This window comes from Roseateles sp. P5_D6 (assembly GCF_054049415.1).
Window position 1 is genome coordinate 18,968 of record NZ_JBFUMK010000004.1, and the last position, 20,967, is coordinate 39,934.

Annotated in this window: 17 protein-coding genes and 1 riboswitch; of the genes, 8 read left to right on the top strand and 9 right to left on the bottom strand. The window is 68.3% G+C overall.

Features of this window, described 5'->3' with window-relative positions; genetic code table 11:
- Positions 1-98: 98 nt before the first annotated feature.
- From ACXJKM_RS05930 to ACXJKM_RS05955, 6 genes are all read right to left on the bottom strand, one after another.
- On the bottom strand, positions 99-2,099 hold the full coding sequence (locus ACXJKM_RS05930; protein ID WP_457350934.1) for a M13 family metallopeptidase: 2,001 nt from the start codon (positions 2,097-2,099) through the stop codon (positions 99-101).
- 68 nt (positions 2,100-2,167) lie between these two features.
- The gene (gene gshA / locus ACXJKM_RS05935; protein WP_056192333.1) at positions 2,168-3,433 is read right to left on the bottom strand and encodes a glutamate--cysteine ligase; all 1,266 of its coding nucleotides are present in this window, start codon (positions 3,431-3,433) and stop codon (positions 2,168-2,170) included.
- Between the two features lie 208 nt (positions 3,434-3,641).
- Positions 3,642-4,787, bottom strand: coding sequence for a GGDEF domain-containing protein (locus ACXJKM_RS05940; protein ID WP_457350936.1), 1,146 nt, complete (start codon positions 4,785-4,787; stop codon positions 3,642-3,644).
- A gap of 88 nt (positions 4,788-4,875) precedes the next feature.
- Positions 4,876-6,390, bottom strand: a complete 1,515-nt coding sequence (amt, locus tag ACXJKM_RS05945; protein ID WP_457350938.1) for an ammonium transporter — start codon at positions 6,388-6,390, stop codon at positions 4,876-4,878.
- A 35-nt stretch (positions 6,391-6,425) separates the two neighbouring features.
- The gene (gene glnK / locus ACXJKM_RS05950; RefSeq protein WP_056192325.1) at positions 6,426-6,764 is read right to left on the bottom strand and encodes a P-II family nitrogen regulator; all 339 of its coding nucleotides are present in this window, start codon (positions 6,762-6,764) and stop codon (positions 6,426-6,428) included.
- Positions 6,765-6,779: 15 nt separating this feature from the next.
- On the bottom strand, positions 6,780-7,517 hold the full coding sequence (locus tag ACXJKM_RS05955) for a TorF family putative porin (RefSeq protein WP_056192317.1): 738 nt from the start codon (positions 7,515-7,517) through the stop codon (positions 6,780-6,782).
- 325 nt (positions 7,518-7,842) lie between these two features.
- Here ACXJKM_RS05955 and ACXJKM_RS05960 point away from each other — a divergent pair, with 325 nt between their 5' ends.
- The 4 genes from ACXJKM_RS05960 to ACXJKM_RS05975 are packed head-to-tail and all read left to right on the top strand — an operon-like array spanning position 7,843 to position 13,668.
- The gene (locus ACXJKM_RS05960) at positions 7,843-9,357 is read left to right on the top strand and encodes a YifB family Mg chelatase-like AAA ATPase (RefSeq protein ID WP_457350940.1); all 1,515 of its coding nucleotides are present in this window, start codon (positions 7,843-7,845) and stop codon (positions 9,355-9,357) included.
- Positions 9,358-9,359: 2 nt separating this feature from the next.
- Positions 9,360-10,340: an ABC transporter substrate-binding protein gene (locus tag ACXJKM_RS05965; protein WP_457350942.1), complete on the top strand. Its 981-nt coding sequence runs from the start codon at positions 9,360-9,362 to the stop codon at positions 10,338-10,340.
- Between the two features lie 8 nt (positions 10,341-10,348).
- On the top strand, positions 10,349-11,311 hold the full coding sequence (locus ACXJKM_RS05970) for an ABC transporter substrate-binding protein (RefSeq protein ID WP_457350944.1): 963 nt from the start codon (positions 10,349-10,351) through the stop codon (positions 11,309-11,311).
- Between the two features lie 11 nt (positions 11,312-11,322).
- Positions 11,323-13,668 (top strand): diguanylate cyclase domain-containing protein, encoded by a 2,346-nt coding sequence (locus ACXJKM_RS05975; RefSeq protein ID WP_457350946.1) that lies wholly within the window; start codon positions 11,323-11,325, stop codon positions 13,666-13,668.
- Positions 13,669-13,677: 9 nt separating this feature from the next.
- On the opposite strand, the gene ACXJKM_RS05980 is transcribed toward ACXJKM_RS05975, so the two are convergent.
- The 3 genes from ACXJKM_RS05980 to metH all read right to left on the bottom strand — a co-directional run bounded on the left by ACXJKM_RS05980 (position 13,678) and on the right by metH (position 17,538).
- Positions 13,678-14,127, bottom strand: a complete 450-nt coding sequence (locus ACXJKM_RS05980; protein ID WP_457350948.1) for a glycine zipper 2TM domain-containing protein — start codon at positions 14,125-14,127, stop codon at positions 13,678-13,680.
- Between the two features lie 44 nt (positions 14,128-14,171).
- Positions 14,172-14,741 (bottom strand): glycine zipper 2TM domain-containing protein, encoded by a 570-nt coding sequence (locus ACXJKM_RS05985; protein WP_056192176.1) that lies wholly within the window; start codon positions 14,739-14,741, stop codon positions 14,172-14,174.
- Between the two features lie 94 nt (positions 14,742-14,835).
- Positions 14,836-17,538, bottom strand: coding sequence for a methionine synthase (gene metH, locus ACXJKM_RS05990; protein WP_457350950.1), 2,703 nt, complete (start codon positions 17,536-17,538; stop codon positions 14,836-14,838).
- Between the two features lie 19 nt (positions 17,539-17,557).
- Positions 17,558-17,629, bottom strand: a riboswitch (S-adenosyl-L-homocysteine riboswitch).
- Positions 17,630-17,712: 83 nt separating this feature from the next.
- Here metH and ACXJKM_RS05995 point away from each other — a divergent pair.
- The 4 genes from ACXJKM_RS05995 (at position 17,713) to ACXJKM_RS06010 (ending at position 20,960) form a co-directional block, all read left to right on the top strand.
- Positions 17,713-18,915 (top strand): HD-GYP domain-containing protein, encoded by a 1,203-nt coding sequence (locus ACXJKM_RS05995; protein WP_457320153.1) that lies wholly within the window; start codon positions 17,713-17,715, stop codon positions 18,913-18,915.
- Positions 18,916-19,057: 142 nt separating this feature from the next.
- On the top strand, positions 19,058-19,402 hold the full coding sequence (locus tag ACXJKM_RS06000; RefSeq protein WP_457350952.1) for a GntR family transcriptional regulator: 345 nt from the start codon (positions 19,058-19,060) through the stop codon (positions 19,400-19,402).
- On the top strand, positions 19,399-20,295 hold the full coding sequence (locus ACXJKM_RS06005) for an ABC transporter ATP-binding protein (RefSeq protein ID WP_457350954.1): 897 nt from the start codon (positions 19,399-19,401) through the stop codon (positions 20,293-20,295). The genes ACXJKM_RS06000 and ACXJKM_RS06005 overlap by 4 nt, the downstream gene beginning before the upstream one ends.
- Positions 20,292-20,960: a hypothetical protein gene (locus ACXJKM_RS06010; RefSeq protein WP_457350956.1), complete on the top strand. Its 669-nt coding sequence runs from the start codon at positions 20,292-20,294 to the stop codon at positions 20,958-20,960. The genes ACXJKM_RS06005 and ACXJKM_RS06010 overlap by 4 nt, the downstream gene beginning before the upstream one ends.
- Positions 20,961-20,967: the final 7 nt, after the last annotated feature.

A 20,967-nucleotide genomic window follows, 5' to 3' on the forward strand; every position in this document is an offset into this window, starting at 1 on the left:
ATTCTGCGCCCGGTTTTGGGTTTTTGTGCAGCGCAGCAAAACCATGGTTCCGAGGCTTGACGCCTGCCCCTCTGCAGGCGTAAGCGCGGGCGACCCTCTCACCAGATGCGGATGCGCGCCTCCGCGGGCTTGAACATCCTGTCGCCGGCCTGGGTCTTGAAGGCTTCGTGGAAGCCGTCGTGGTTGACGGCGGCGCCATTGGCGCGGAATTCCGCCGGCGAGTGCGGGTCGGCCGTCAGTTGCTGCAGGCGGCGCGGCTCGCGCATCTTCTCCCGCCAGGCCTGCGACCAACCCATGAAGAAGCGCTGCGGGCCGGTCAGGCCGTCGATGACCGGGGCCGGCTTGCCGCCCAGCGAGCGCAGATAGGCCTTGTAGGCGATCTGCAGGCCGGACAGGTCGGCCATGTTCTCGCCCAGCGTCAGCTTGCCGTTCACATGCTTGCCCGCAATGGGCTCGTAGGCGGCGTACTGGGCCACCAGGCGCTCGCCGACCTTCTCGAAAGCCTGGCGGTCGGCATCGGTCCACCAGTTGGCCAGCGCCCCGTCGCCGTCGAACTGGCTGCCCTCGTCGTCGAAGCCATGGCTGATCTCGTGGCCGATGACGGCCCCGATGGCGCCGTAGTTGACCGCGTCGTCGGCGCGGGTGTTGTACAGCGGCGGCTGCAGCACGGCGGCCGGGAAGACGATCTCGTTGAAGGTCGGGTTGTAGTAGGCGTTGACGGTCTGGGGCGTCATGCCCCATTCGCGCTTGTCGACCGGCTTACCGGCCTTGGCCACCTGGCGCTGCCATTCGAACTGCGCGGCGCGCTGGCGGTTGCCCAGCGGATCTCCCACCTTCACGTCCAGCGCGGCATAACTGCGCCAGACATCGGGGTAGCCGATCTTGACCAGGTATTTGGAGAGCTTGTCCTTGGCCTTGGCCTTGGTGGCGGGCGTCATCCAGCCCAGGCCGTCGATGGACTCGCCATAGGCGGCCATCAGGTTGTTGACCAGCTTGAGCATGCGGGCCTTGTCGGCGGCCTGGAAGTTGCGCTTCACATAGGCCTCGCCGACCGCCTCGCCCAGCGCGTTGTTCAGGTCGGCCACGGCCTGCTGCCAGCGTGGCTGCTCGGTCTTGGCACCGCTCAGCGCGGTGCCACGGAAGGCGAAGCGGGCCTCCCGCAGCGGCTGGGGCAGCACATCGGCGCCCAGATCCAGCGCGCGCAGGGCGAGATAGGCGCGCACATCCTCCAGCGGCGCCTCGGCCATCAGTTGGGCGGCGGCCGCGGCATAGCTGGGCTGGGCCACGATGACACGGTCGGGCGCCGGCACGCCGGCGGCCGCCAGCAGGGCCGCCCAGTCCAGGCCCGGCGCCTTGGCGGCCAGTTCCGCCGGCGTCATCGGGTTGTAGATCTTCTGCGGGTCGCGGTTTTCCTCGGCCGGCCACTGGGCTTCGGCCAGACGCTGCTCGAAGGCGTAAGCGCGTGCAGCGGCGCCTTCCGGCAGACCGGCCGCGCCGGCCAGCACCTGCAGATAGGTCTGGTAGGCCGTGCGGGCGGCGGCCATGCGGGCGTCGTCCTTCAGGTAGTAGTCGCGGTTCGGCAGGCCCAGGCCGGTCTGGTTCAGCGTCAGGCGGTTGATGCCGGGCTGCTTGAAGTCGGCATCGACGACCATCGTCAGCGGCTGGTCGATGACGCCGTTTTGGCGCCCCAGCCAGGCGGCGAGCTGTTGGCGGGTCTGGAGGGCGGCAATGCCGTCCAGCACCGGCTTCATCGGCGCGAGGCCGGCCCTGTCGATGGCAGCCGTGTCCATGAAGCTGGCGTAATAGGCGCCGATCTTGTGTTCCGCCGAACCGGGCTTGGCCTGGGCCGGTCCCTCGACGAGGGCGCGCACGCGCTGGTCGGACAGGTCGCGCAGCTGGGCCACCATGCCGAAGGAGGACTTGTCGGCCGGGATCTCGGTGGTGGACAGCCAATGGCCGTTGCCGGCGCGGAACAGGTCGTCCTGCGGGCGCACGGCGCGGTCGATGCCGGTGAGGTCGAGGCCGGAATGCGGGGCGGCACCGGCAAGGCCGGCCAACTGAAGGGACAGAACGAGGGCGGCGAGGCGGTAGATCTTCATCTGGGGCAGCGGTTTGCGCGAAACCGCCAGCCTAGATCAAAGGCCGCGCCCTGCCGAAAGTTGCCCGCTCAGGCGGCTTCCGCCTCCGCCTGCGGATCGGTCGCCTCCAGCTCATAGCTGGCCGCCAGCATGGCCAGCCTGCCGATGACGCCATACATGTAGAAGCGGTTGGGCGCGCTCGCTCCAGGCTTCTCGCCGGGGCGCGGCAGATGAGGTGAGTCGGCGAAGGCCAGCGGCACATAGCTGGCGCCCGGGGCATTGAGGCTCTCGTCGATGCCGCGGTGGGCATGCACGCGGTAGTAGCCGCCGACGACGTAGCGATCCATCATGTAAACGACCGGTTCGGCCACGGCCTCGTGCACGCGCTCGTGGGTGGGCACGCCCTCCTGCACGATGACCTCCTGGCCCAGGTTCTCGGGCAGCGCTGCAGCCAGACCCTCGATGTCCTTGGCGTCGCGCACGGTCATGACGCCCTTGCCATAGCTGCCCACGTCGCTCTTGATGATGACGAAGGGCTTCTCGTTGATGCCGTATTCCTTGTACTTGCGGCGCACCTTGGTCAGCTGGGCGTCGGCCGCCGTCTGCAGCGCCTCCAGGCCCTTCTTGCCGTGCAGGTCGACGCTGCTGGACATGGGCGTGATCAGCCAGGGGTCCATGCCGAGCAGCTTGCCGAAGCGCTTGGCCACTTCCTCATAGGCGCGGAAATGCTGGCTCTTGCGCCGCACCGTCCAGCCGGCATGCAGCGGCGGCAGCAGGTATTGCTCATGCAAGCCCATCAGCTGCGGCGGCGTGCCGGCCGAGAGGTCGTTGTTGAGCAGGATGGTGCAGGGGTCGAAGCCCTTGAGCATCAGCCGACCACGCTTGCGCACCAGGGGCTCGACGACCAGGGTCTCGCCGTTTTGCATGCGCAGCTCGGTGGGCTCGGTGACGCTGGTGTCCAGCGTGCCGAAGCGCACGTTCAGGCCGGCCTGCGTGAAGATGCGGGCCAGCGTGGCGAGGTTGTCCAGGTAGAAGCTGCACTGCGCACCGGTCTCGGGAATGACCAGCAGGTTGCGCGCCTCGGGGCAGATCTTCTCGATGGCCGCCATGGCGGCCTGCACGGCCTGGGGCAGCATCTGGGCCGTGAGGTGGTTGAAGCCGCCGGGGAAGAGGTTGGTGTCGACCGGCGCCAGCTTGAAGCCGGCATTGCGCAGGTCCACCGAGGCGTAGAAGGTCGGCGTGTGCTCCATCCATTCCAGCCTGAACCAGCGTTCCGTGGCCGGCATGGATTCCAGGATGCGGGCCTCCAGCTCATTGATGGGGCCGTTGAGGGCGGTGATCAGATGGGGAACCATGGCCGAATGATCTCAGAAGCTGTGAATGGACTCTGCGCGGCCGAGCAGACCGCCGCAGCGTCGCCAATCAAGGCGCAAAACGCCGCCGTAGCTGGGGGCTACGGCAAGTTTTGCAACGCCGAGTGGCGGCGTTGCGGCGAGATGAGCGGGCGTGCGGTGTTCGTTTGCAGCTTCTGCAGGTCGACCCACCTGGGGGCGACCGGACGGATCACAAGACGCCGCCCGCGCAGGAGGTGCGCCCGCGCCCGGCGTGCTTGGCCCGGTAGAGCTCATCGTCGGCCCGCTTGATGGCAGCGGCCAGGGCCTCGCCGGGCTGGACGCGCACGGCGCCGGCACTGAAGTCGACGATGAAGCCCAGGCTCGCCTCACAGCGTCGCGTCAGTGCCATGTGCAGGCGCGAGTCCAACCGGCCGAAGGCCTCGGGCTCGCAGTGCTGCAGCAGCAGGCAGAACTCCTCGCCGCCGTAGCGGCCGACCAGGTCGCTGGCGCGCAGTTCGCCGCGCAGCACCTCGCCGGTGAGCTTGAGCACCTCATCGCCGACCGGGTGGCCGCGTTCGTCGTTGACGCGCTTGAAGTGATCCAGGTCCAGCATCATCAGCACGGGAGCCGCCTCCCTCGTGGCGCCGATCCCCAGCGCCCGGCCGGCGCGGTTCATCCATTCGCGGCGGTTCAGCAGGCCGGTCAACGTGTCCAGCGAGGCCAGCCGCACCAGGGCCTGCTCGGCCGCGTCACGATGAGCCAGCAAAAAGCCCATGGTGCCGAGCACGAGGCTGGCGTTGAGCAGCATCATCGAGCCGATGTTGAGCGGATTGGGCGTGAGAAAGCGCGGATAGATCTCGGGCCAGCCCAGCGCCAGGCAGCCGCGGGCCAGCGTCATCGCGCCGTTGGCCAGCGCAGCGCCGCCGCACAACCAGCGCCAGCGCATGCCGCCCGCGCCGCGCAGCAGCAGCACGCTGGCCCAGATGATCTGGGCGCCGATGGTCAGGTTGGTCAGGCCGGTGGCGACGCCGAGGTCGCTGAAGACCAGGGCATGCACGACGCCCAGCCCCAGCGGCGCACCCAGCAGCCAGCGCCGTGAGGCCCTCAACCCCAGGAAACGACAGGCCGTGATCACCGTGGCCGAGGCCGACCCGCTCAGCGCCATGACCCCGAGCGTCGCCAGCAGGCGCGGTGCGCCAAAGGTGGCGCCAATCAACAGGCCGAAGCCGAATGCCTGGCCGAGGAGCATGAACTGCCAGGCCTGCAAGCCGCTGCGGGTGCGCAGCCCAACGCCGACGGCCAGCGCCAGGCTCATCAACAGCGCGTTGACCAGCACCGCCCCGAGGAGGGTGATGACATCCATACGGGCCAGCATAACGGCGGGTCCGCAGGGGCCAAGAAAAAGCCGCCCCGAGGGGCGGCCTGGCGTGAAAGAGGGGCCGGCTTGGCGCCGGTCCCCGGGATCACTTGTGGTAGGCCGTCTCGCCGTGCGACGAGATGTCCAGACCTTCGCGCTCTTCCTCTTCGGTGACGCGCAGGCCGATGGTCATATCGACCAGCTTGTAGGCGATCAGCGAGACGATGCCCGACCAGACGATGGTGATGCCGACGGCCTTGGCCTGGATCCAGAACTGCGCGCCGATCGAGAAGTCGGCCGGCGTGATCATGGTCGCCGTGACCCAGTCACCCATGGCGCTGGGGCCACCCAGGTTGGGCGAGGCGAACACACCGGTCAGCAGCGCGCCGACGATACCGCCAACACCGTGCACGCCGAAGACGTCCAGCGAGTCGTCCGCACCCAGCAGCTTCTTCAGGCCCGACACACCCCACAGGCAGGCGAAGCCGGCGACGATGCCGATGACGAGACCGCCACCGATACCGACGTTGCCGGCGGCCGGCGTGATGGCCACGAGGCCGGCGACGGCACCCGAGGCAGCACCCAGCATCGAGGCCTTGCCCTTGAGCAGCGCTTCACCCACGCACCAGGCCAGCACGGCGGCAGCCGTGGCAGCGAAGGTGTTGATGAAGGCCAGAGCCGCGAAGCCGTTGGCTTCCAGTGCCGAGCCGGCGTTGAAGCCGAACCAGCCCACCCACAGCAGCGAGGCACCGACCATGGTCAGCGTCAGGCTGTGCGGCGTGAACTGCTCCTTGCCGTAGCCGACGCGCTTGCCGATCATGAAGGCACCCACCAGGCCCGCAACGGCGGCGTTGATGTGCACCACCGTGCCGCCSGCGAAGTCCAGCGCGCCCATTTGCCAGATATAGCCGGCCTTGGCGTTCATCGCATCGGCGACTTCCTTGGCGGAGTAGGCATCCGGGCCCATCCAGAACCAGACCATGTGGGCGATCGGCAGGTAGCTGAACGTGAACCACAGCGTCAGGAAGGCCAGGGCCGCCGAGAACTTGATGCGTTCGGCGAAGGCACCAATGATCAGGCAGGCGGTGATGCCGGCGAAGGTGGCCTGGAAGACGGCGAACACCATCTCGTACATCGGCACACCCTTGCTGAAGGTGCCGCCGGTGGCGAAGGTGCCTGCGACGTTGTCCCAGATGCCCTTCATGAACAGGCGATCCGTGCCACCGATGAAGGCATTGCCCTCGGTGAACGCGAAGCTGTAGCCGTACAGCACCCACAGCACGACGATCAGCGAGAAGCCGACCATGACCTGCATCAGCACCGACAGCATGTTCTTGCTGCGCACCAGGCCGCCGTAGAACAGCGCGAGGCCAGGCACCGTCATCATGATGACGAGCAGCGTGGACAGCAGCATCCAGGCGGTGTCGCCCTTGTTGGGCACGGCAGCGGCCGGGGCAGAGGCTGCATCAGCCGGCGCGGAGGCGGCAGAATCGGCTGCGGAAGCTGCGGGAGCAGCCGTGGCCGCCACGGCGGCGGCAGGCGCCGAAGCAGCTTCCTGGGCCCAGGCGGCCGGCGCCAGCAGGCCGGCGGCAAGCGCAAGGCCGGCGAGGAGTTTCTTCATTTGAGTGATCTCCAAACGGTTGTTATGGACGCGCTTCAGAGCGCGTCGTTGCCGGTTTCGCCGGTGCGGATGCGTACGACCTGATCCAGCGGCGACACGAAAATCTTGCCGTCACCGATCTTGCCGGTGCGGGCGGAGGACTCGATGGCCTCGATGACGCGCTCGACGACGTCGTCGTTCACGGCGGCCTCGATCTTGACCTTGGGCAGGAAGTCGACGACGTATTCGGCGCCGCGGTACAGCTCGGTGTGGCCCTTCTGGCGCCCGAAGCCTTTGACTTCGGTGACCGTCAGCCCCTGCACGCCGATGGCGCTCAGGGCCTCACGCACCTCGTCGAGCTTGAAGGGCTTGATGACGGCAGTGATCAATTTCATGTCGCTCTCCAGTAATCAGAAGGTCTTCTTCAGGCCGACAACCAGCATGGTCTTGCCCATGAACTTGCCGTTGGCGGGACTGGCGTAGAAGCTCTTGTCGGCATCGGTACCGATCACGGCGCCGCTCAGCACCAGGCCGGAGAAGTCCTTGGCCAGCGTCAGCGAGTAGTCGGAGTAGGAGCCGGCGGGCACGTGGCGCATCGTCTGATGGCCGATGTGCGGCGTCAGCGTCATGCCATCGCCCAGGTCGAAATTGGCCGACACGTCGAAGTAGCCGCTGTACTTGGTGCCCGGCACGCCGAACAGGTTGGTGCCGTTGGTGTTGGAGTACTTCGCCGTCACGGGGCCGTAGCTGAGTGCGCCGTAGATTTCGAAGGTGTTGGCGCTGGTGGACAGCTTGTTGCTGGGGTAGTAGTACTGCAGCACGCCGACGTCCAGCGTCAGGCCCGTGGCGACTTCGGTCTTGTAGCCGCCGTACAGGTCGACCTCGACCTGGCCGTCGCCGCCCGCGTCCTTGATCCACTTGATCGTCGACGCCCAGGCGCCCACGTAGAAACCGCTCGGCGCGGCGTAGTCCAGGCCGCCTTGCAGGGCCGGCTTCAGGCGCGACTGGGAAATGCCGCGGTAGCGGTATTCGCTGACGACGCCGACGTTGAACGACAACGGGTCCGGCGCTGGCGCCGGCTCATCGGCAAACGCAGGCAGAGCGGCCGCGGCCAGTGCCAGAACGAGCAGCGAAGGGGACAACTTCATGGCGGGGAGCTCCTGAGTAAAAAAGTGGGGGGTTTCGATCCGGCGGGGTATTTGCAGCTTCCGTGCCAAGCGTCACACCTTGTCACCCCGCACGAATCTGGGCGGGTCGCGCCCCCAAGTCAGGCATTTGCACCAAATTGGATCTTCGTGCGGTTTGGATGGCACTTATACGGTGCATTCCTGGGAGAAGCACCGGGCCGATCTGCGACGGACCGGCGGCTAGACTGGCCCGCCGGCTCAGGAGCCGCACTGATGCCGGGATCGTCCGCCCCCGGCACGATCAATGCAGCCGCCAGCGTCAACTACCCCCGCCAGCCGACCTTCAATGAGTCTCGCCACCGTCTACAGCCGCGCTCTCGATGGCCTCGCCGCCGCGCCGGTCACCGTGGAAGTCCATCTGGCCAACGGCCTGCCGTCGTTCACGGTCGTCGGGCTCGCAGACACCGAGGTCAAGGAAGCCCGCGAGCGCGTGCGCGCGGCGCTGCAGAACAGCGGGCTGTCATTCCCAGCGAACAAGCGCATCACGGTGAACCTGGCCCCGGCCGACCTGCCCAAGGAAGGCGGCCGATTTGATTTGCCGATGGCACTGGGCCTGCTCGCCGCGAACGGCCAGATCGATGCCGCCAGGCTCGCGCGTTTCGAGTGTGCGGGCGAACTGTCGCTGGCCGGCGAGGTGCGCGCAGTGCGCGGCGCCCTGGCCATGGCCCTGGCGCTGCGCCAGGACGGTGGCGAGCGAGAACTGCTGCTCCCCGAGGCCAGCGCCGCCGAGGCGGCCCTCGTCGACGGCCTGGTGGTGCGGCAGGCCCGCCATCTTCTTGACGTGGTGGCGGCCCTGCAGCCCGACGGCGAAGCCCTGCCGCGCGCCATCGCCCTGACCCGCGAGGCCGCACGCGGCCTGCCCGATCTCGCCGACATCAAGGGCCAGGCCGGCCCCAAGCGGGCGCTGGAGATCGCCGCGGCGGGCGGCCACAGCCTGCTGATGGTCGGTCCGCCCGGCACCGGCAAGTCCATGCTGGCGCAACGCCTGTCCGCGCTGCTGCCGGCGCTGGATGACGAGGCTGCGCTGGAATCCGCCGCCGTGCTCAGCCTGGCCGGCCAGTTCGACATCGCGCGCTGGGGGCTGCGCCCGCTGCGCTCGCCCCACCACTCGGCGTCGAGCGTGGCGCTGGTGGGCGGCGGCTCACCGCCCCGGCCGGGCGAAATCTCGCTGGCCCAGCACGGTGTGCTCTTCCTGGATGAACTTCCTGAATTCCCCCGCGCCGCGCTGGAAGCCCTGCGCGAGCCGCTGGAGACCGGTCGCATCCTGATCTCGCGCGCCGCGCGCCAGGCCGAATTCCCGGCGCGCTTCCAGCTCGTCGCCGCGATGAACCCCTGCCCCTGTGGTCATCTGGGCAGCCCCCTGAAAGCCTGCCGCTGCTCGCCGGACCAGGTCTCACGCTACCAGGGCCGCCTCAGCGGTCCCTTCCTCGACCGGCTCGACCTGCTCATCGAAGTGGCTGCCGTGCCGCCACGCGACCTGCAGGATCTCTCCCCGGGCGAGCCCAGCGCCGTCGTCGCGGAACGGGTCGCCGCAGCGCGTGAGCGGGCCGTAGCGCGCCAGGGCGTGGCCAACGCCCAGCTGCAGGCCCAGGACCTGGCCGAACATGCGGTGCTGGAGCCCGCGGCCAAGGCCCTGCTGGAGCGCTCGGCCGAGCGCCTGGGCTGGTCGGCGCGAAGCTTCCACCGCGTGCTGCGCGTGGCCCGCACGGTGGCCGATCTGGCGGGAGCGGCGGCGATTGGCAGCGCCCATGTCGCCGAAGCCATCCAGCTCCGCCGGGGGCTGCCCGGGCAGGCGGGCTGACCATGCGCCGCCGCATCGGGCTGGCGCTCGGGCTGGCCACCGCGCTGCTGCTGGCGGCGATCGCGGTGCCGTCGCAGGCCGCGACGATCAGCATTGCCGTGCCCAGCGGCCCGGTCGCCCTGCCGCTGCTGGTCGCCATCGAGCAGCACCTGTTCCAGGCCGAGGGGCTGGACGTCGTACGCATTCCCTGCAACAGCGGCAAAGCCTGCCTGGCCGCGCTGCGCTCTGGCGTCGCCGAAGTCGCCGCGGGCGCCGAATTTGCCGTCGCGATGACGGCTGCGCAGACACCGGCCGTCACCATCCTGGCGTCCATCGGCGAGTCGACCGCTCAGATCAAGCTCATCGCCAGCCGGCGCGCCGGCGTGCGCGAGAGCCGGGACATGGCCGGCAAGCGCATCGCCACGGTGGCGGGCACCTCGGCCGAGTACTTCCTGGACCGCTGGCTCACCTATCAAGGCATCGACCCCGACCGCGTCAAGCTGAGCTTCGCCGAGCCGGGCGCGTTGGGCGATCTCGTGCAGCAGGGCAAGGTCGCCGCGGCCGTCGTGTGGGAGCCGGAGGCGGCCCGCATCGAGGAGCGGCTTGGCGCCGATGCGGTCCGCCTGCCCTCGGCCCATGTCTACACCCAGCACTTCTGCATCGTGGCCCAGGCCCGCGCCGTCGAACGGGACCGGCCGCGTTTCGAGAAGGTCCTGCGCGCCTTGCTGCAGGCCCAGCGCTTCATCGCCGAATCGCCCAACGAGGCCCAGGCCATCCTGGCGGCCAACCTGAAGGTCAGCGCCGCGGTGGCGCAGCGCCTGATGGCCGAACAGGACTACCGGCTCGCCCTGCATACCTCGCTGCCGGCGACGATGCTCAGCCAGATCCGCTGGCAACTGGGCCAGGACGGCAAGGCGACGGAACCGGTCCCTTCCATGCAGCAGCTGATCGACGCCCGCCCGCTGCAGTCACTCGCCCCGGGCTCGGTCACGCTGACACGATGAGGTTCGCCTTGAACGCACGACGCCTGCTGGCATTGCTGGTGGCATGGCTGGCAGGTACCGTCACCGCGGCGCCGCTGACCGTGGCGGTGTCCCGGTCGCCGCATTCGCTGCCGGTGCTGGTGGCCCTGTCCGAGGGGCTGTTCGAGGCCGAAGGCCTGACGGTCAAGGCCATCGAGGCGCCCAGCGGCCGCCGCTGCCTGAAGTTGATGGCCGAAGGCCAGGCCGACCTCGGCACGGCCGCCGACACCGCCATCGCCTTCGAATCCTTCGAGCGCACCGATTTCTCCGTCATCGCGACCTTCTCCAGCACATCCAGCGACGTCGAACTGGTCACCCGCCGCAGCGCGGGCATCAAGGCCGCCCGCGACCTCATCGGCAAGCGCGTCGGCGTCGTCAAAGGCACCTCGGCCCAATACTTCCTGGACACTTTCCTGCTCAACAACGATGTTGATCCCAAGAACGTCCTGCAGGTCGCCGTCCAGCCCGAGGGCGCGCTGGACGCCCTGGCCGCCGGCCAGGTGGATGCGGTGGCCGTCTTCCAGCCCTTTGCCTATGCGGCTGCGCACAGCCCGCGCGCGGACGGGGTCGTGCTGAGCGAATCCGGGGACTACAAGCAGACCTTCAACCTCGTGGTCCAGACCAGCGTCCTGAAGGCGCGGCGGCCCGACCTGGAGCGCTTCCTCAAGGCCATCCACCGCGCCAACGAATTCATCCGCGCCCAGCCGCGCCGGGCCGAGGCCATCTTCGTGAACCGGCTGGGCGTCGAGCCCGGCTTTGCGCGCTGGTCGATGCAGCGCACCCACGCCGAGCTGTCCCTGGACGAGGCCTTGCTGCGCACGCTGCAGTCGCAGGCGAACTGGGCGGTGCGGGAGGGCTATGCCACCGGCAGGAAGCCTGCCGATTACCGCGCCTTGGTCGACGCCGCGCCGCTGCGTGCCGTGCTGCCCAACGCCGTCGGCCTGCCTCGCTGACCTGCACCACCATGAAGATCCGCTCCCTCTTCATTGCCGCTGGGGCCGTCGCCGCGCTGGTGGGCACGTCGGCCATCGTCGCGATGTGGACCGCCACCCGGCTGGAAGGCCGCGCGGAAGCCCAGCAGCAACGGGCGCAGCAGGTGGCGCGCGACGTGGCGGGCCTGGTCGGCGCGACCTACGTGTTCCAGCGCGAGCGCGACGAGCTCTCGGTCTCGGAATGGAAGAGCTGGCACGCCAACATCGTGCGTGACCTGGCAGGCGCCGATCTTCAGGGATCGGCGCATGCCGAAGTCGAGTTGCTGAGAGACGCGGCCGGCCGGCTGCCTGCTCTCTTTGAGCGCGCGCTGAAGACGGCAGCCGCGCCAGACAGCGACTTCCAGCGCCGCCGCCACGACCAGGCCTTCGAGCTGCTGCTCGGCGACACCCAAGCCATGGCGGACGCGGCCTTCCGCTGGTCACGCAACGCTGGCGACGCGCGCAGGCTCGCGGAGGACGTGCACGAGCAGGTCACCATGGCCGCGGTGGTCGCCTTCAGCATGCTGCTGGTCGTGCTGGCCAGTGTTGGCGTGCGCCGCGTGCTGCGGCCGCTGGCCCTGCTCACGCAGGCCACCGAGGCCCTCGAGCGCGGCGAGCAGGTGCCGTTGTTCGGCAGCACGGCCCGGGACGAGCTCGGCACCCTCAAGCGCCGCTTTGACGCCATGACCATCGCCCTGCAGCGCCGCACGGGCGAGCTGCGCGAAGCCGAGCAACGCATGCGCGCCGTTGCGGACAACGTCCCCGTGCTCATCACCGAGTTCGATGCCGGCGCCCGCATCGTGTTCGCCAATGCAACGGCCGGGCGGATCTACGGCGTGCCGGCCGAAGCGCTTGTCGGCAAGCATGTCAGCGACGTGCGCGGCGAGGACGGGGCGCGGCAACTGCAACCCCACATCGAGGCTGTGCTGCAGGGTCAGTCCGTCGAGTTCGACAGCACGCAGGCACTGCCCGGGGCGCAGCGGCATTTCCATCAACTCTATGTACCCAGGCGCGACGCGTTCGACACGGTGGTGGGCTTCTATTCGGTGTCGATGGACATCACCGAACGCAAGGCCGCCGAGCTGGCCGTCCAGGCTTCGGAACATCGGCTGAAGGACATCACGGACAACATCCCCGTTGTGGTCTCGCACTTCGACAAGGACCTGCGCGCGGACTTTGGCAACCTGGCCGCCGAGCGCGTGCTGCGGCGCCCCATCTCCGAGCTGCTGGGGCAGACCTTCCGCGAGATCCGGGGAGACGCGGTGTGGGAGATCGCCAAGCCCCATATCGACGCCGTGATGCAAGGGCAGCCCCGCCAGTTCGAATCCTTCGTGACCCATGGCGATGGCACCCTGTACTTCGCGCAACGCTATGTGCCCGACGTCGATGCGGCCGGCCAGGTCCAGGGCTTCTATTCCGTCTCCTTCGACATCACGGAGCGGCGCCAGGCCGAGGCAAAGCTGGCCGAAAGCGAGAAACGGTTGCGTGACATCGCCGACAACCTGCCGGTGATGATTTCCTATATCGACAAGGACCAGCGCCTGCTGTTCCTGAACGAAACCTTCAGCAAGTGGACAGGCCTGGATCACCGCACCACCGTCGGCAAGACCGTGGCGGAGGCCGTGCCGGCGGCGCTGTACGAACAGCGCCGCGAGCACCTGGCGCGCGCGCTTGGCGGAGAGCGTGTCGAGTTCCATGTCGAATCCACGGCGGCCGGCGCGGCCCGCTCGCTGCACAACCTCTACCTGCCCGACATCGCCGAGGACGGCTCAGTCCGCGGCCTCTATGCGCTCAGCACGGACGTGACCGAACGCCGGCAGCTCGAGCGCCAGCTTGCCGAGCTGGCCCGCACCGACGCCCTCACCGGGCTGCCCAACCGCTACAGCTTCAACGAGCAGCTGGCCGCGGTGATCAAGCGGGCCCACCGGGCGCAGAGCTTCACGGCGCTGCTGTTCCTCGACATCGACCGGTTCAAGCTCATCAACGACAGCCATGGCCACGGTGTCGGCGACGAGGTGCTGCGCGAGTTTGCGCGGCGGCTGCTGCAGCTGGTCAGGGGCACCGACTTTGTCGGCCGGCTGGCGGGTGATGAATTCGTCGTCGTGCTGGAAGGCCTGCGCGCTGCCACCGAGGCCGAGATCGTCGCCGGCAAGATCATCGAGGCCATCAACCGGCCGTTTGCCACATCGGCCGGCGAACTGTCGATAGCGACGAGCATCGGCATTGCCGTTCACCCGCGAGACGAACTCGGCGGCGAGGAATTGCTCGGCCGGGCCGACCAGGCCCTGTATCTCGCCAAGGGCGCGGGGCGCAATCAGTACCGGTTGCACGCGTCGTAGCGGGCCTCGTCAGGGCCTGACGAGCTGGCCGTCCCGCTCGCGCACCGTGTCGCCGGCCCTCAGCATGGGATCGGCGCCGAGTTCGACGCGGTGCATCTGGCCGTGGCGATCGACGACCTGCGCGACCCAGACGGTGGACTTCTTGGCGTTCTTCTCGACCTCATTACCGGCATAGCCGCCAGCGGCAGCCCCGCCGACGGTCGCCAGCTTCTTGCCGGTGCCGCCGCCCACCTGGTTGCCCAGCAGGCCGCCAATGACGGCACCACCCACGACTCCCAGGCCGCTGCCCTTGCCCTTGCGGGTCTCGCTGTGGATTTCCTGCACCCACAAGCAGCCGTCGCAGAGCGCGTTGCGCTGAGCCTGCGTCGGGATGGCCAGCACCGGGGCGGGGTTGTCCTCGGCACGCACGGCAGTGGACAGGGTGGCCGCCAGGGCCGCGGTGGCAATCAGCAACTTCATCGCATCACTCCTTGGAACCCGCCCTGCCCAGGCTTCGCGTCGCGTCAGGCGCGCACGAAGCCGTTCTCGGTCAGCCTGACCTCATCGCCGACGCGCAGGCCCGGGTCGGCGCTGCGCTCGAAGCGGCGCAGACGGCCATCACGCTCGCGCACCTGCACGATCCAGACGTTGTAGCTCTTCTGGTTCTTCTCGATCTCGTTGCCGGCATAACCGCCACCCACGGCGCCCGCCACGGTGGCGAGCTTCTTGCCGTTGCCGCCACCCACCATATTGCCCAGCAGGCCGCCGACGACGGCGCCGCCCACGGCACCGACGCCGCTGCCCTTGCCACGGCGCGCCTCGGTATGCACGTCGGTCACGCGGCCGCAGCTGTCGCACAGCGCGGGCGGGGCCTGGGTTTCAACCACGGGCGCCGGCTGGGCCTGGCGTACCGGGTCGGCACTGGCCAGCCGTTGCGGTGCGGCGGTGGTCTGCTGCTGTGTCGTCGCGGCAATCGGCTCACTGGTGACCGTCTGCGACCGGCCCACTGCATAGGCGCCACCGAGCAGCGCCAGCACGACGGCGACGCCGGCGACGATCTGCGTGGACTTGACGGAATTCATGGGGGTCGACATGGGGCCTCCGATGTGGTTGGTATGACCCGAAGCATGCCGCCCCTACAGCGGCCCTCCCTGTAGGACGAAACCGCTTCAGGCCCAGGGTGTCGACCTAGCCCAACAGCGGCGCCAGCGCGCGGCGCGCCTCGGTCTCGTCCAAGCCACAGCGCACGGCCCAGTCGGCGAGCTGGTCGTCGCCGATGCGGCCGACATTGAAGTACGCCGCGTCAGGGTGCGCCAGGTAGAAGCCGCTGACGCTGGCCGCTGGCGTCATTGCCATGCTGTCGGTCAGGCCCATGCCGATCTCGTCGGGCGCGAGCACGCGAAACAGGTCGCGCTTGGAGAGGTGGTCGGGGCAGGCCGGATAGCCGGGCGCGGGGCGGATGCCTTCGTACTTCTCGGCCACGAGCTCTGCATTGCTCAGCGACTCGGCCGGCGCATAGCCCCAGAACTCACGCCGCACACGCTCGTGCAGCCACTCTGCGGCGGCCTCGGCCAGGCGGTCGGCCAGGGCCTTGAGCATGATGGCCGAATAGTCGTCATGGGTGGCGAGGAAGTCCGCCTCCTTCTTGTCGACGCCCAGGCCCGCGGTGACGGCGAACATGCCGACGTGGTCGCCCTCTTCCGCAACAAAATCGGACAGGCAGCGGTTGGGGCGCTTCACTCCTTCGACGACGGGCCTCTCTGACTGCATGCGCAGGCCGTGCCAGACCATGGGCGGTTCGCTGCGAATGGCAATGTCGTCCTCGTTGACGCGCGCGGCCGGGTAGAGGCCGAAGACGGCATGCGCCTGCAGCCAGCGGCCGTCGATGATCTTTTTCAGCATCGCCTGCGCATCGGCAAACACCTTGCGCGCCTCGCTGCCAACGACAGCGTCATCAAGGATGGCCGGATACGGGCCAGCCAGGTCCCAGGTCTGGAAATAAGGGCCCCAGTCGATGTAGCGGGCCAGTTCCGCAAGGTCCAGGTTCTTCAGCACACGACGACCGGTGAACTTCGGGGCGGGCGCGACGCGGCTCAGGTCCAGCACGGCCTTGTTGGCCCGTGCGGCAGCCAGCGTCACCAGCGGCGTCTGCTTCTTGTTGGCATGCAGTTCGCGGGTCTTCTCGATGTCGGCTTTCAGCTCTGCGATATAGGCCGCGGCGCGGTCGTCGCTGAGCAGCTCGGTGCACACGCCCACGGCGCGCGACGCATCGGGCACGTAGACCACCGGGCCGTCGTAGTGCGGCGAGATCTTGACGGCCGTGTGCACGCGGCTGGTCGTGGCGCCGCCGATCAGCAGCGGCATGTGGCGCGAAGCGAAGTAGTCGTCGCGCTGCATCTCGGCCGCGACGTGCTGCATCTCCTCCAGGCTCGGCGTGATCAGCCCGGACAGGCCGATGATGTCCGCGCCCTCTTCCTTGGCTTTGCGCAGAATGTCCTGGGCCGGCACCATGACGCCCATGTTGACGACCTCGTAGTTGTTGCACTGCAAGACCACCGTGACGATGTTCTTGCCGATGTCGTGCACGTCGCCCTTGACGGTGGCGATGACGATCTTCCCCTTGGGCTTGGCGTCGCCGCCGCCCTCGATCAGCAGCCGCTTTTCTTCCTCGATATAGGGCAGCAGGTGGGCCACGGCCTGCTTCATCACGCGCGCGCTCTTCACCACCTGCGGCAGGAACATCTTGCCCTGGCCGAACAGGTCGCCGACGACATTCATGCCGGCCATCAACGGGCCTTCGATGACGTGCAGGGGCCGGCCGGCCTTGGCCAGGATGGCCTGCCAGGCTTCCTCGGTGTCTTCGGTGATGAAGTCGGTGATGCCATGCACCAGCGCGTGCGACAGCCGCTGGTTCACATCGCCGGCGCGCCAGGCCAGGCGGGCCGAATCGTCCTTGCCGGCACTCTTGGCGCGGTCGGCGATCTCGATGAGGCGCTCGCCCGCATCCGCGCGGCGGTTCAGCACCACGTCTTCGACGCGCTCGCGCAGCTCGGCATCAAGGTCGTCGTACACGCCCACCATGCCGGCATTGACGATACCCATGTCCATGCCCGCCTGGATGGCGTGGTACAGGAAGACGGTGTGGATGGCCTCGCGCACCGGCTCGTTGCCACGGAAGCTGAAAGACACGTTGGACACGCCGCCTGACACCTTGGCGCCGGGCAGGTTCTGCTTGATCCAGCGCGTGGCTTCGATGAAGTCCACGGCGTAGTTGTCGTGCTCCTCGATGCCGGTCGCGATGGCGAAGATATTGGGGTCGAAGATGATGTCCTCGGGCGGGAAGTCCACCTCGTCGACGAGGAAGCGGTAGGCCCGCTCGCAGATCTCCGTCTTGCGCGCGAAGGTGTCGGCCTGGCCTTTCTCGTCGAAGGCCATCACGACCGCGGCCGCGCCGAAGCGCCTCACCAGCTTGGCCTGGCGCTTGAACTCAACCTCGCCTTCCTTCAGGCTGATGGAGTTGACGATGCCCTTGCCCTGGATGCACTTGAGGCCAGCCTCGATGACGCTCCACTTGGACGAGTCGATCATGATCGGCACGCGCGCGATCTCGGGCTCGCCGGCGATCAGGTTCAGGAAGCGCACCATGGCCGCCTGGCTGTCCAGCATGGCCTCGTCCATGTTGATGTCGATGACCTGGGCGCCGTTCTCGACCTGCTGGCGCGCCACGGCCAGCGCCTGTTCGAACTGGCCCGCGAGGATCATGCGGGCGAAGGCCTTGGAGCCGGTGACGTTGGTGCGCTCGCCGATGTTGACGAACAGGCTGCCGGCATCGATGGCAACGGGCTCGAGGCCAGAGAGCTTCAGTGCAGGAGGCGAAGGGGGCGTGGTCATCGATGGGGCTCAGGCAGAGGATCGATGAGCGCCGTTTTCAGAAATCCGAGCCTGGCAGGCAAGAAAACCCGTCGCAGCGCTCCTCGGATGGCCGGGAATTCTACGCAGCCACCCCTTCGTCCTCGCTCAAGATCGGCTTGCCGAAGCCGAAGGCCGTTGAGAATGCCTCAATCCATGGCCTCTGAACTCATCCCTCTACCGACCCGCACGCTGCGCCTGGGCATGACCCTGCCGTACGACCTGTTCGACGCCAACGGCAAGCTGCTGTTCGCGCGCGGCCAGGTGCTGCGTGACTCGCCGCTGGTGCGCAGCCTCGTCGATGGCGGCGCGTGGGTGAACTCCGCAGACACCATGGAGTACCAGCGCGCGCTGGCCCATCGGCTGGACACCATGGTCATGCAGGACGTGCCGCTGTCCGACATCGTCAAAGCCGACGGCAGTTTCCGGCTCGACACTCTGGCCCCGACCAAGGTGGAACTCGGCCCGCGCGAGGCCTGGTCCAACCTGCTGCTGCACACCCACAGCCTGCTGCGCGAGGCCGATCCGGTTGATTTCACCGCCCGACTGGCCGCGCTGCGCGACACCGCGCTGAAGCGCCTGCACGCCCACCCTGACGCAACCCTGATGCTGCTGATCTTCGAGAGCAGCCAGGAATTCGGCGACTACAGCGCCCGTCACGCGCTGTTGACGCTGCTGCTCTGCGACCTGGTCGCCCAGCAGATGCAACTGGCACCGGAACTGCGCAGCGCGCTGCAGGGCGCCGCGCTGACGATGAACTACGGCGCCGGCCCCGCCCACGACCGCTTGGCCAGCCAGCTCGACGCCGCCACGCCCGCCCAGCGCCAGGCCCTGGCCGCTCACGGCGACCGCGCTGCGCAGCGCCTGGCCCAGGTCGGCGTCGCCGACCCCGTCTGGCTGACCGCCGTGCGCCTCCATCACGAGGCCGGGCCCGGCCCGCTCGGCAGCCGCAGCGATGGCGAGAAGCTGGCCCGACTGCTGCGCCGCATCGATCTCTTCGGCGCGCGCTTGTCGCCCCGCCGCAGCCGCCAGGCCATGAGCGGCGCCGCGGCCGCCCGCGCCGTCTTCCTCGACGAACTCGGCCAGCCTGACGAAGCCGGCGCGGCGCTGATCAAGACCGTGGGCCTGTACCCACCCGGCAGCATCGTGCGCTTGGCCAATGGCGAAGTCGGGCTCGTCTTCAAACGCGGCTTCAGCGCCAATGAGCCTCTCGTCGCTGCATTGATCGGCAAGAGCGGCAGCCCGTTGAGCAACCCCGTGCCACGCGATACGCGACTGGCCGCCCAGGCCATCTCGGCCAGCCTGGCACCGGCGGAATTCAAGCTGCGCGTGAATCTGGAAGCCCTGCTGAAGCTCTAGACGGCGGTTGAATCGACCGGCAAGAGCGGCCCGCGGGCCGCTCTTTTCATTCCGCCGCTTGCATTCGCCGGACTGCGCATATATTCTGTGTATACACATTATGCACAGCAGTCTCTTCATCTCGCAGACCGACGCGAGGCCGATGTACCTCCAGATCGTCGAACAGATCCGCCAGCGCGTTGCCGCCGGGGACTGGCCAGCCGGGCAGGAGCTGCCGTCCATCCGCGCGCTGGCGGCGGATCTGCGCGTCAGCGTCATCACCGTCAAGCGCGCCTACCTGGACCTGGAATCCGAAGGCGTCATCGTCACCCGCCACGGCAAGGGTTCGTTCGTGGCCGACGCGCAAGGCCTGGCCAAGGACATGCGCCTGGCCCAGCTCGATACCCACCTCGCCGCGGCTGGCGAGATTGCCAGGTCGCTGGCCATGCCCGAGCCGGATTTGATCGAACGACTGCGCAACGCGCTGAATCAGGAGCCCGACAAATGAGCGCGAAAGCCATTGAGATGAACGGCGTGCGCAAGGCATTCCGCTTCTTCACGCTGGAGAACGTGTCCCTCGACCTTGAGCAGGGCCAGATCATGGGGCTCGTCGGCCCGAACGGCGCCGGCAAGAGCACCACCATCCGGCTGCTGATGGGCCTGCTGACGGCCGACGCCGGCAGCATCCGACTGCTCGGCCATGACATGCCTCAAGACCAGGCCGCCGCCAAAGCCGATGTCGGTTTCGTCAGCGACGACATGAAGCTGCTGCCGCAGGCGACGCTGGCCTGGCACATGGACTTCGTCGCGTCCCTCTACCCCGGCTGGGACGCAACCTACGCCGCCACGCTGTTGAAGCGCTTCGGCCTGCATGGGGGGCAGATGGCCAAGAGCCTGTCCACGGGCGAACAGGCCAAGGCCCTGCTGCTGCTGGCGCTCGCGCGGCGCCCGCGCCTGCTGGTGCTGGACGAGCCCACCTCGGGCATGGACCCGGTCGCCCGCCAGGAACTGCTGACCGAGTTCATGGACGTGCTGCGCGACGACAGCCGCTCCATCCTGTTCTCGTCGCACAACACGCTGGACGTGGAGCGCATTTCCGACCGCATCACCTTCATCGATCGTGGCCGTGTCGTGGCGTCCAACAACAAGGAGGACTTCCTCGAACGCTGGCGCACGCTGCGTTTGCGGCTACCGGACGGTGCGCCCGATTGGCGTCTGCCAGAGATCGTCCACCGCGACGTCGACGGCCCCAACGTCACGCTGACCATCGACGGCTTCAACGACGACTTCCTTGCCCGCCTCGGCGCACCGGTGCAAGAGGTGCACCGCATGAGCCTGGAAGAAGTCTTCGTCGCCACCGTCATGCACAGCCGGCAAGCCCAAGAGGCACACCCGTCATGAAGCTGCTCACCCGCAAGCTCGTTGCCAAGGAGCTCTACGTCTACCGCTGGCTGCTCGTCGGCGCCACCGCTGCCGGCTTTGCCGGGCTGCTGACCGCGGCCAGCGGCGAGGTGGGCTTCAACGTCGGCTTCATCGTCTGGCTGACGGCGATCATTGCGTTGGGCGTCATGCTGGCGCTGTTCGGCGTCGCCTCCGAGCGCAAGGAGCGCTCGCTGCTTTTCGTGCTGAGCCTGCCGCTGTCGCCAGGCGACTATGTGCGCGCCAAGCTGCTGGGCCTGCTCGCCAGCTTCCTGTTGCCGTGGGCTGGCTTAAGCGCCGGCGCGGTGGCGCTGATCCTCGTCATGCCGGGCATCGCCGACGGGCTGCTGCCCTACGCCGTGCTGCTGTGCGTCTTCCTGCTGCTGAACTTCGCGCTGGTGCTGTGCGCCGCGCTGAACATCAGCTCCGAGGCGGGCATGGGCGGCGTCATCATCCTCACGAACATGTCGGTCTCGCTCTTCATGATGGGCGTCGGCCGCATTCCCGAGGTGGGGCAGTACATGCTCGCCGCCACCCCCGTCTGGAACGGCACGTTCTGGCTGCTCCTCGCCGCTGAAGCGGCGCTCACCGTCCTCGCCCTGTCCCTGCCCCTGTTCACCGCCGCGCGTCGGCGCGACTTCCTGTGAGGAGGCA

Bases quoted from the DNA above. Each gene is read 5' to 3' on its own strand.
- ACXJKM_RS05930 (WP_457350934.1), bottom strand. From the start codon at position 2,099: ATGAAGATCTACCGCCTCGCCGCCCTCGTTCTGTCCCTTCAGTTGGCC.
- gshA (WP_056192333.1), bottom strand. From the start codon at position 3,433: ATGGTTCCCCATCTGATCACCGCCCTCAACGGCCCCATCAATGAGCTG.
- ACXJKM_RS05940 (WP_457350936.1), bottom strand. From the start codon at position 4,787: ATGCTGGCCCGTATGGATGTCATCACCCTCCTCGGGGCGGTGCTGGTC.
- glnK (WP_056192325.1), bottom strand. From the start codon at position 6,764: ATGAAATTGATCACTGCCGTCATCAAGCCCTTCAAGCTCGACGAGGTG.
- ACXJKM_RS05955 (WP_056192317.1), bottom strand. From the start codon at position 7,517: ATGAAGTTGTCCCCTTCGCTGCTCGTTCTGGCACTGGCCGCGGCCGCT.
- ACXJKM_RS05960 (WP_457350940.1), top strand. From the start codon at position 7,843: ATGAGTCTCGCCACCGTCTACAGCCGCGCTCTCGATGGCCTCGCCGCC.
- ACXJKM_RS05965 (WP_457350942.1), top strand. From the start codon at position 9,360: ATGCGCCGCCGCATCGGGCTGGCGCTCGGGCTGGCCACCGCGCTGCTG.
- ACXJKM_RS05975 (WP_457350946.1), top strand. From the start codon at position 11,323: ATGAAGATCCGCTCCCTCTTCATTGCCGCTGGGGCCGTCGCCGCGCTG.
- ACXJKM_RS05980 (WP_457350948.1), bottom strand. From the start codon at position 14,127: ATGAAGTTGCTGATTGCCACCGCGGCCCTGGCGGCCACCCTGTCCACT.
- ACXJKM_RS05985 (WP_056192176.1), bottom strand. From the start codon at position 14,741: ATGTCGACCCCCATGAATTCCGTCAAGTCCACGCAGATCGTCGCCGGC.
- metH (WP_457350950.1), bottom strand. From the start codon at position 17,538: ATGACCACGCCCCCTTCGCCTCCTGCACTGAAGCTCTCTGGCCTCGAG.
- ACXJKM_RS05995 (WP_457320153.1), top strand. From the start codon at position 17,713: ATGGCCTCTGAACTCATCCCTCTACCGACCCGCACGCTGCGCCTGGGC.
- ACXJKM_RS06000 (WP_457350952.1), top strand. From the start codon at position 19,058: ATGTACCTCCAGATCGTCGAACAGATCCGCCAGCGCGTTGCCGCCGGG.
- ACXJKM_RS06005 (WP_457350954.1), top strand. From the start codon at position 19,399: ATGAGCGCGAAAGCCATTGAGATGAACGGCGTGCGCAAGGCATTCCGC.
- ACXJKM_RS06010 (WP_457350956.1), top strand. From the start codon at position 20,292: ATGAAGCTGCTCACCCGCAAGCTCGTTGCCAAGGAGCTCTACGTCTAC.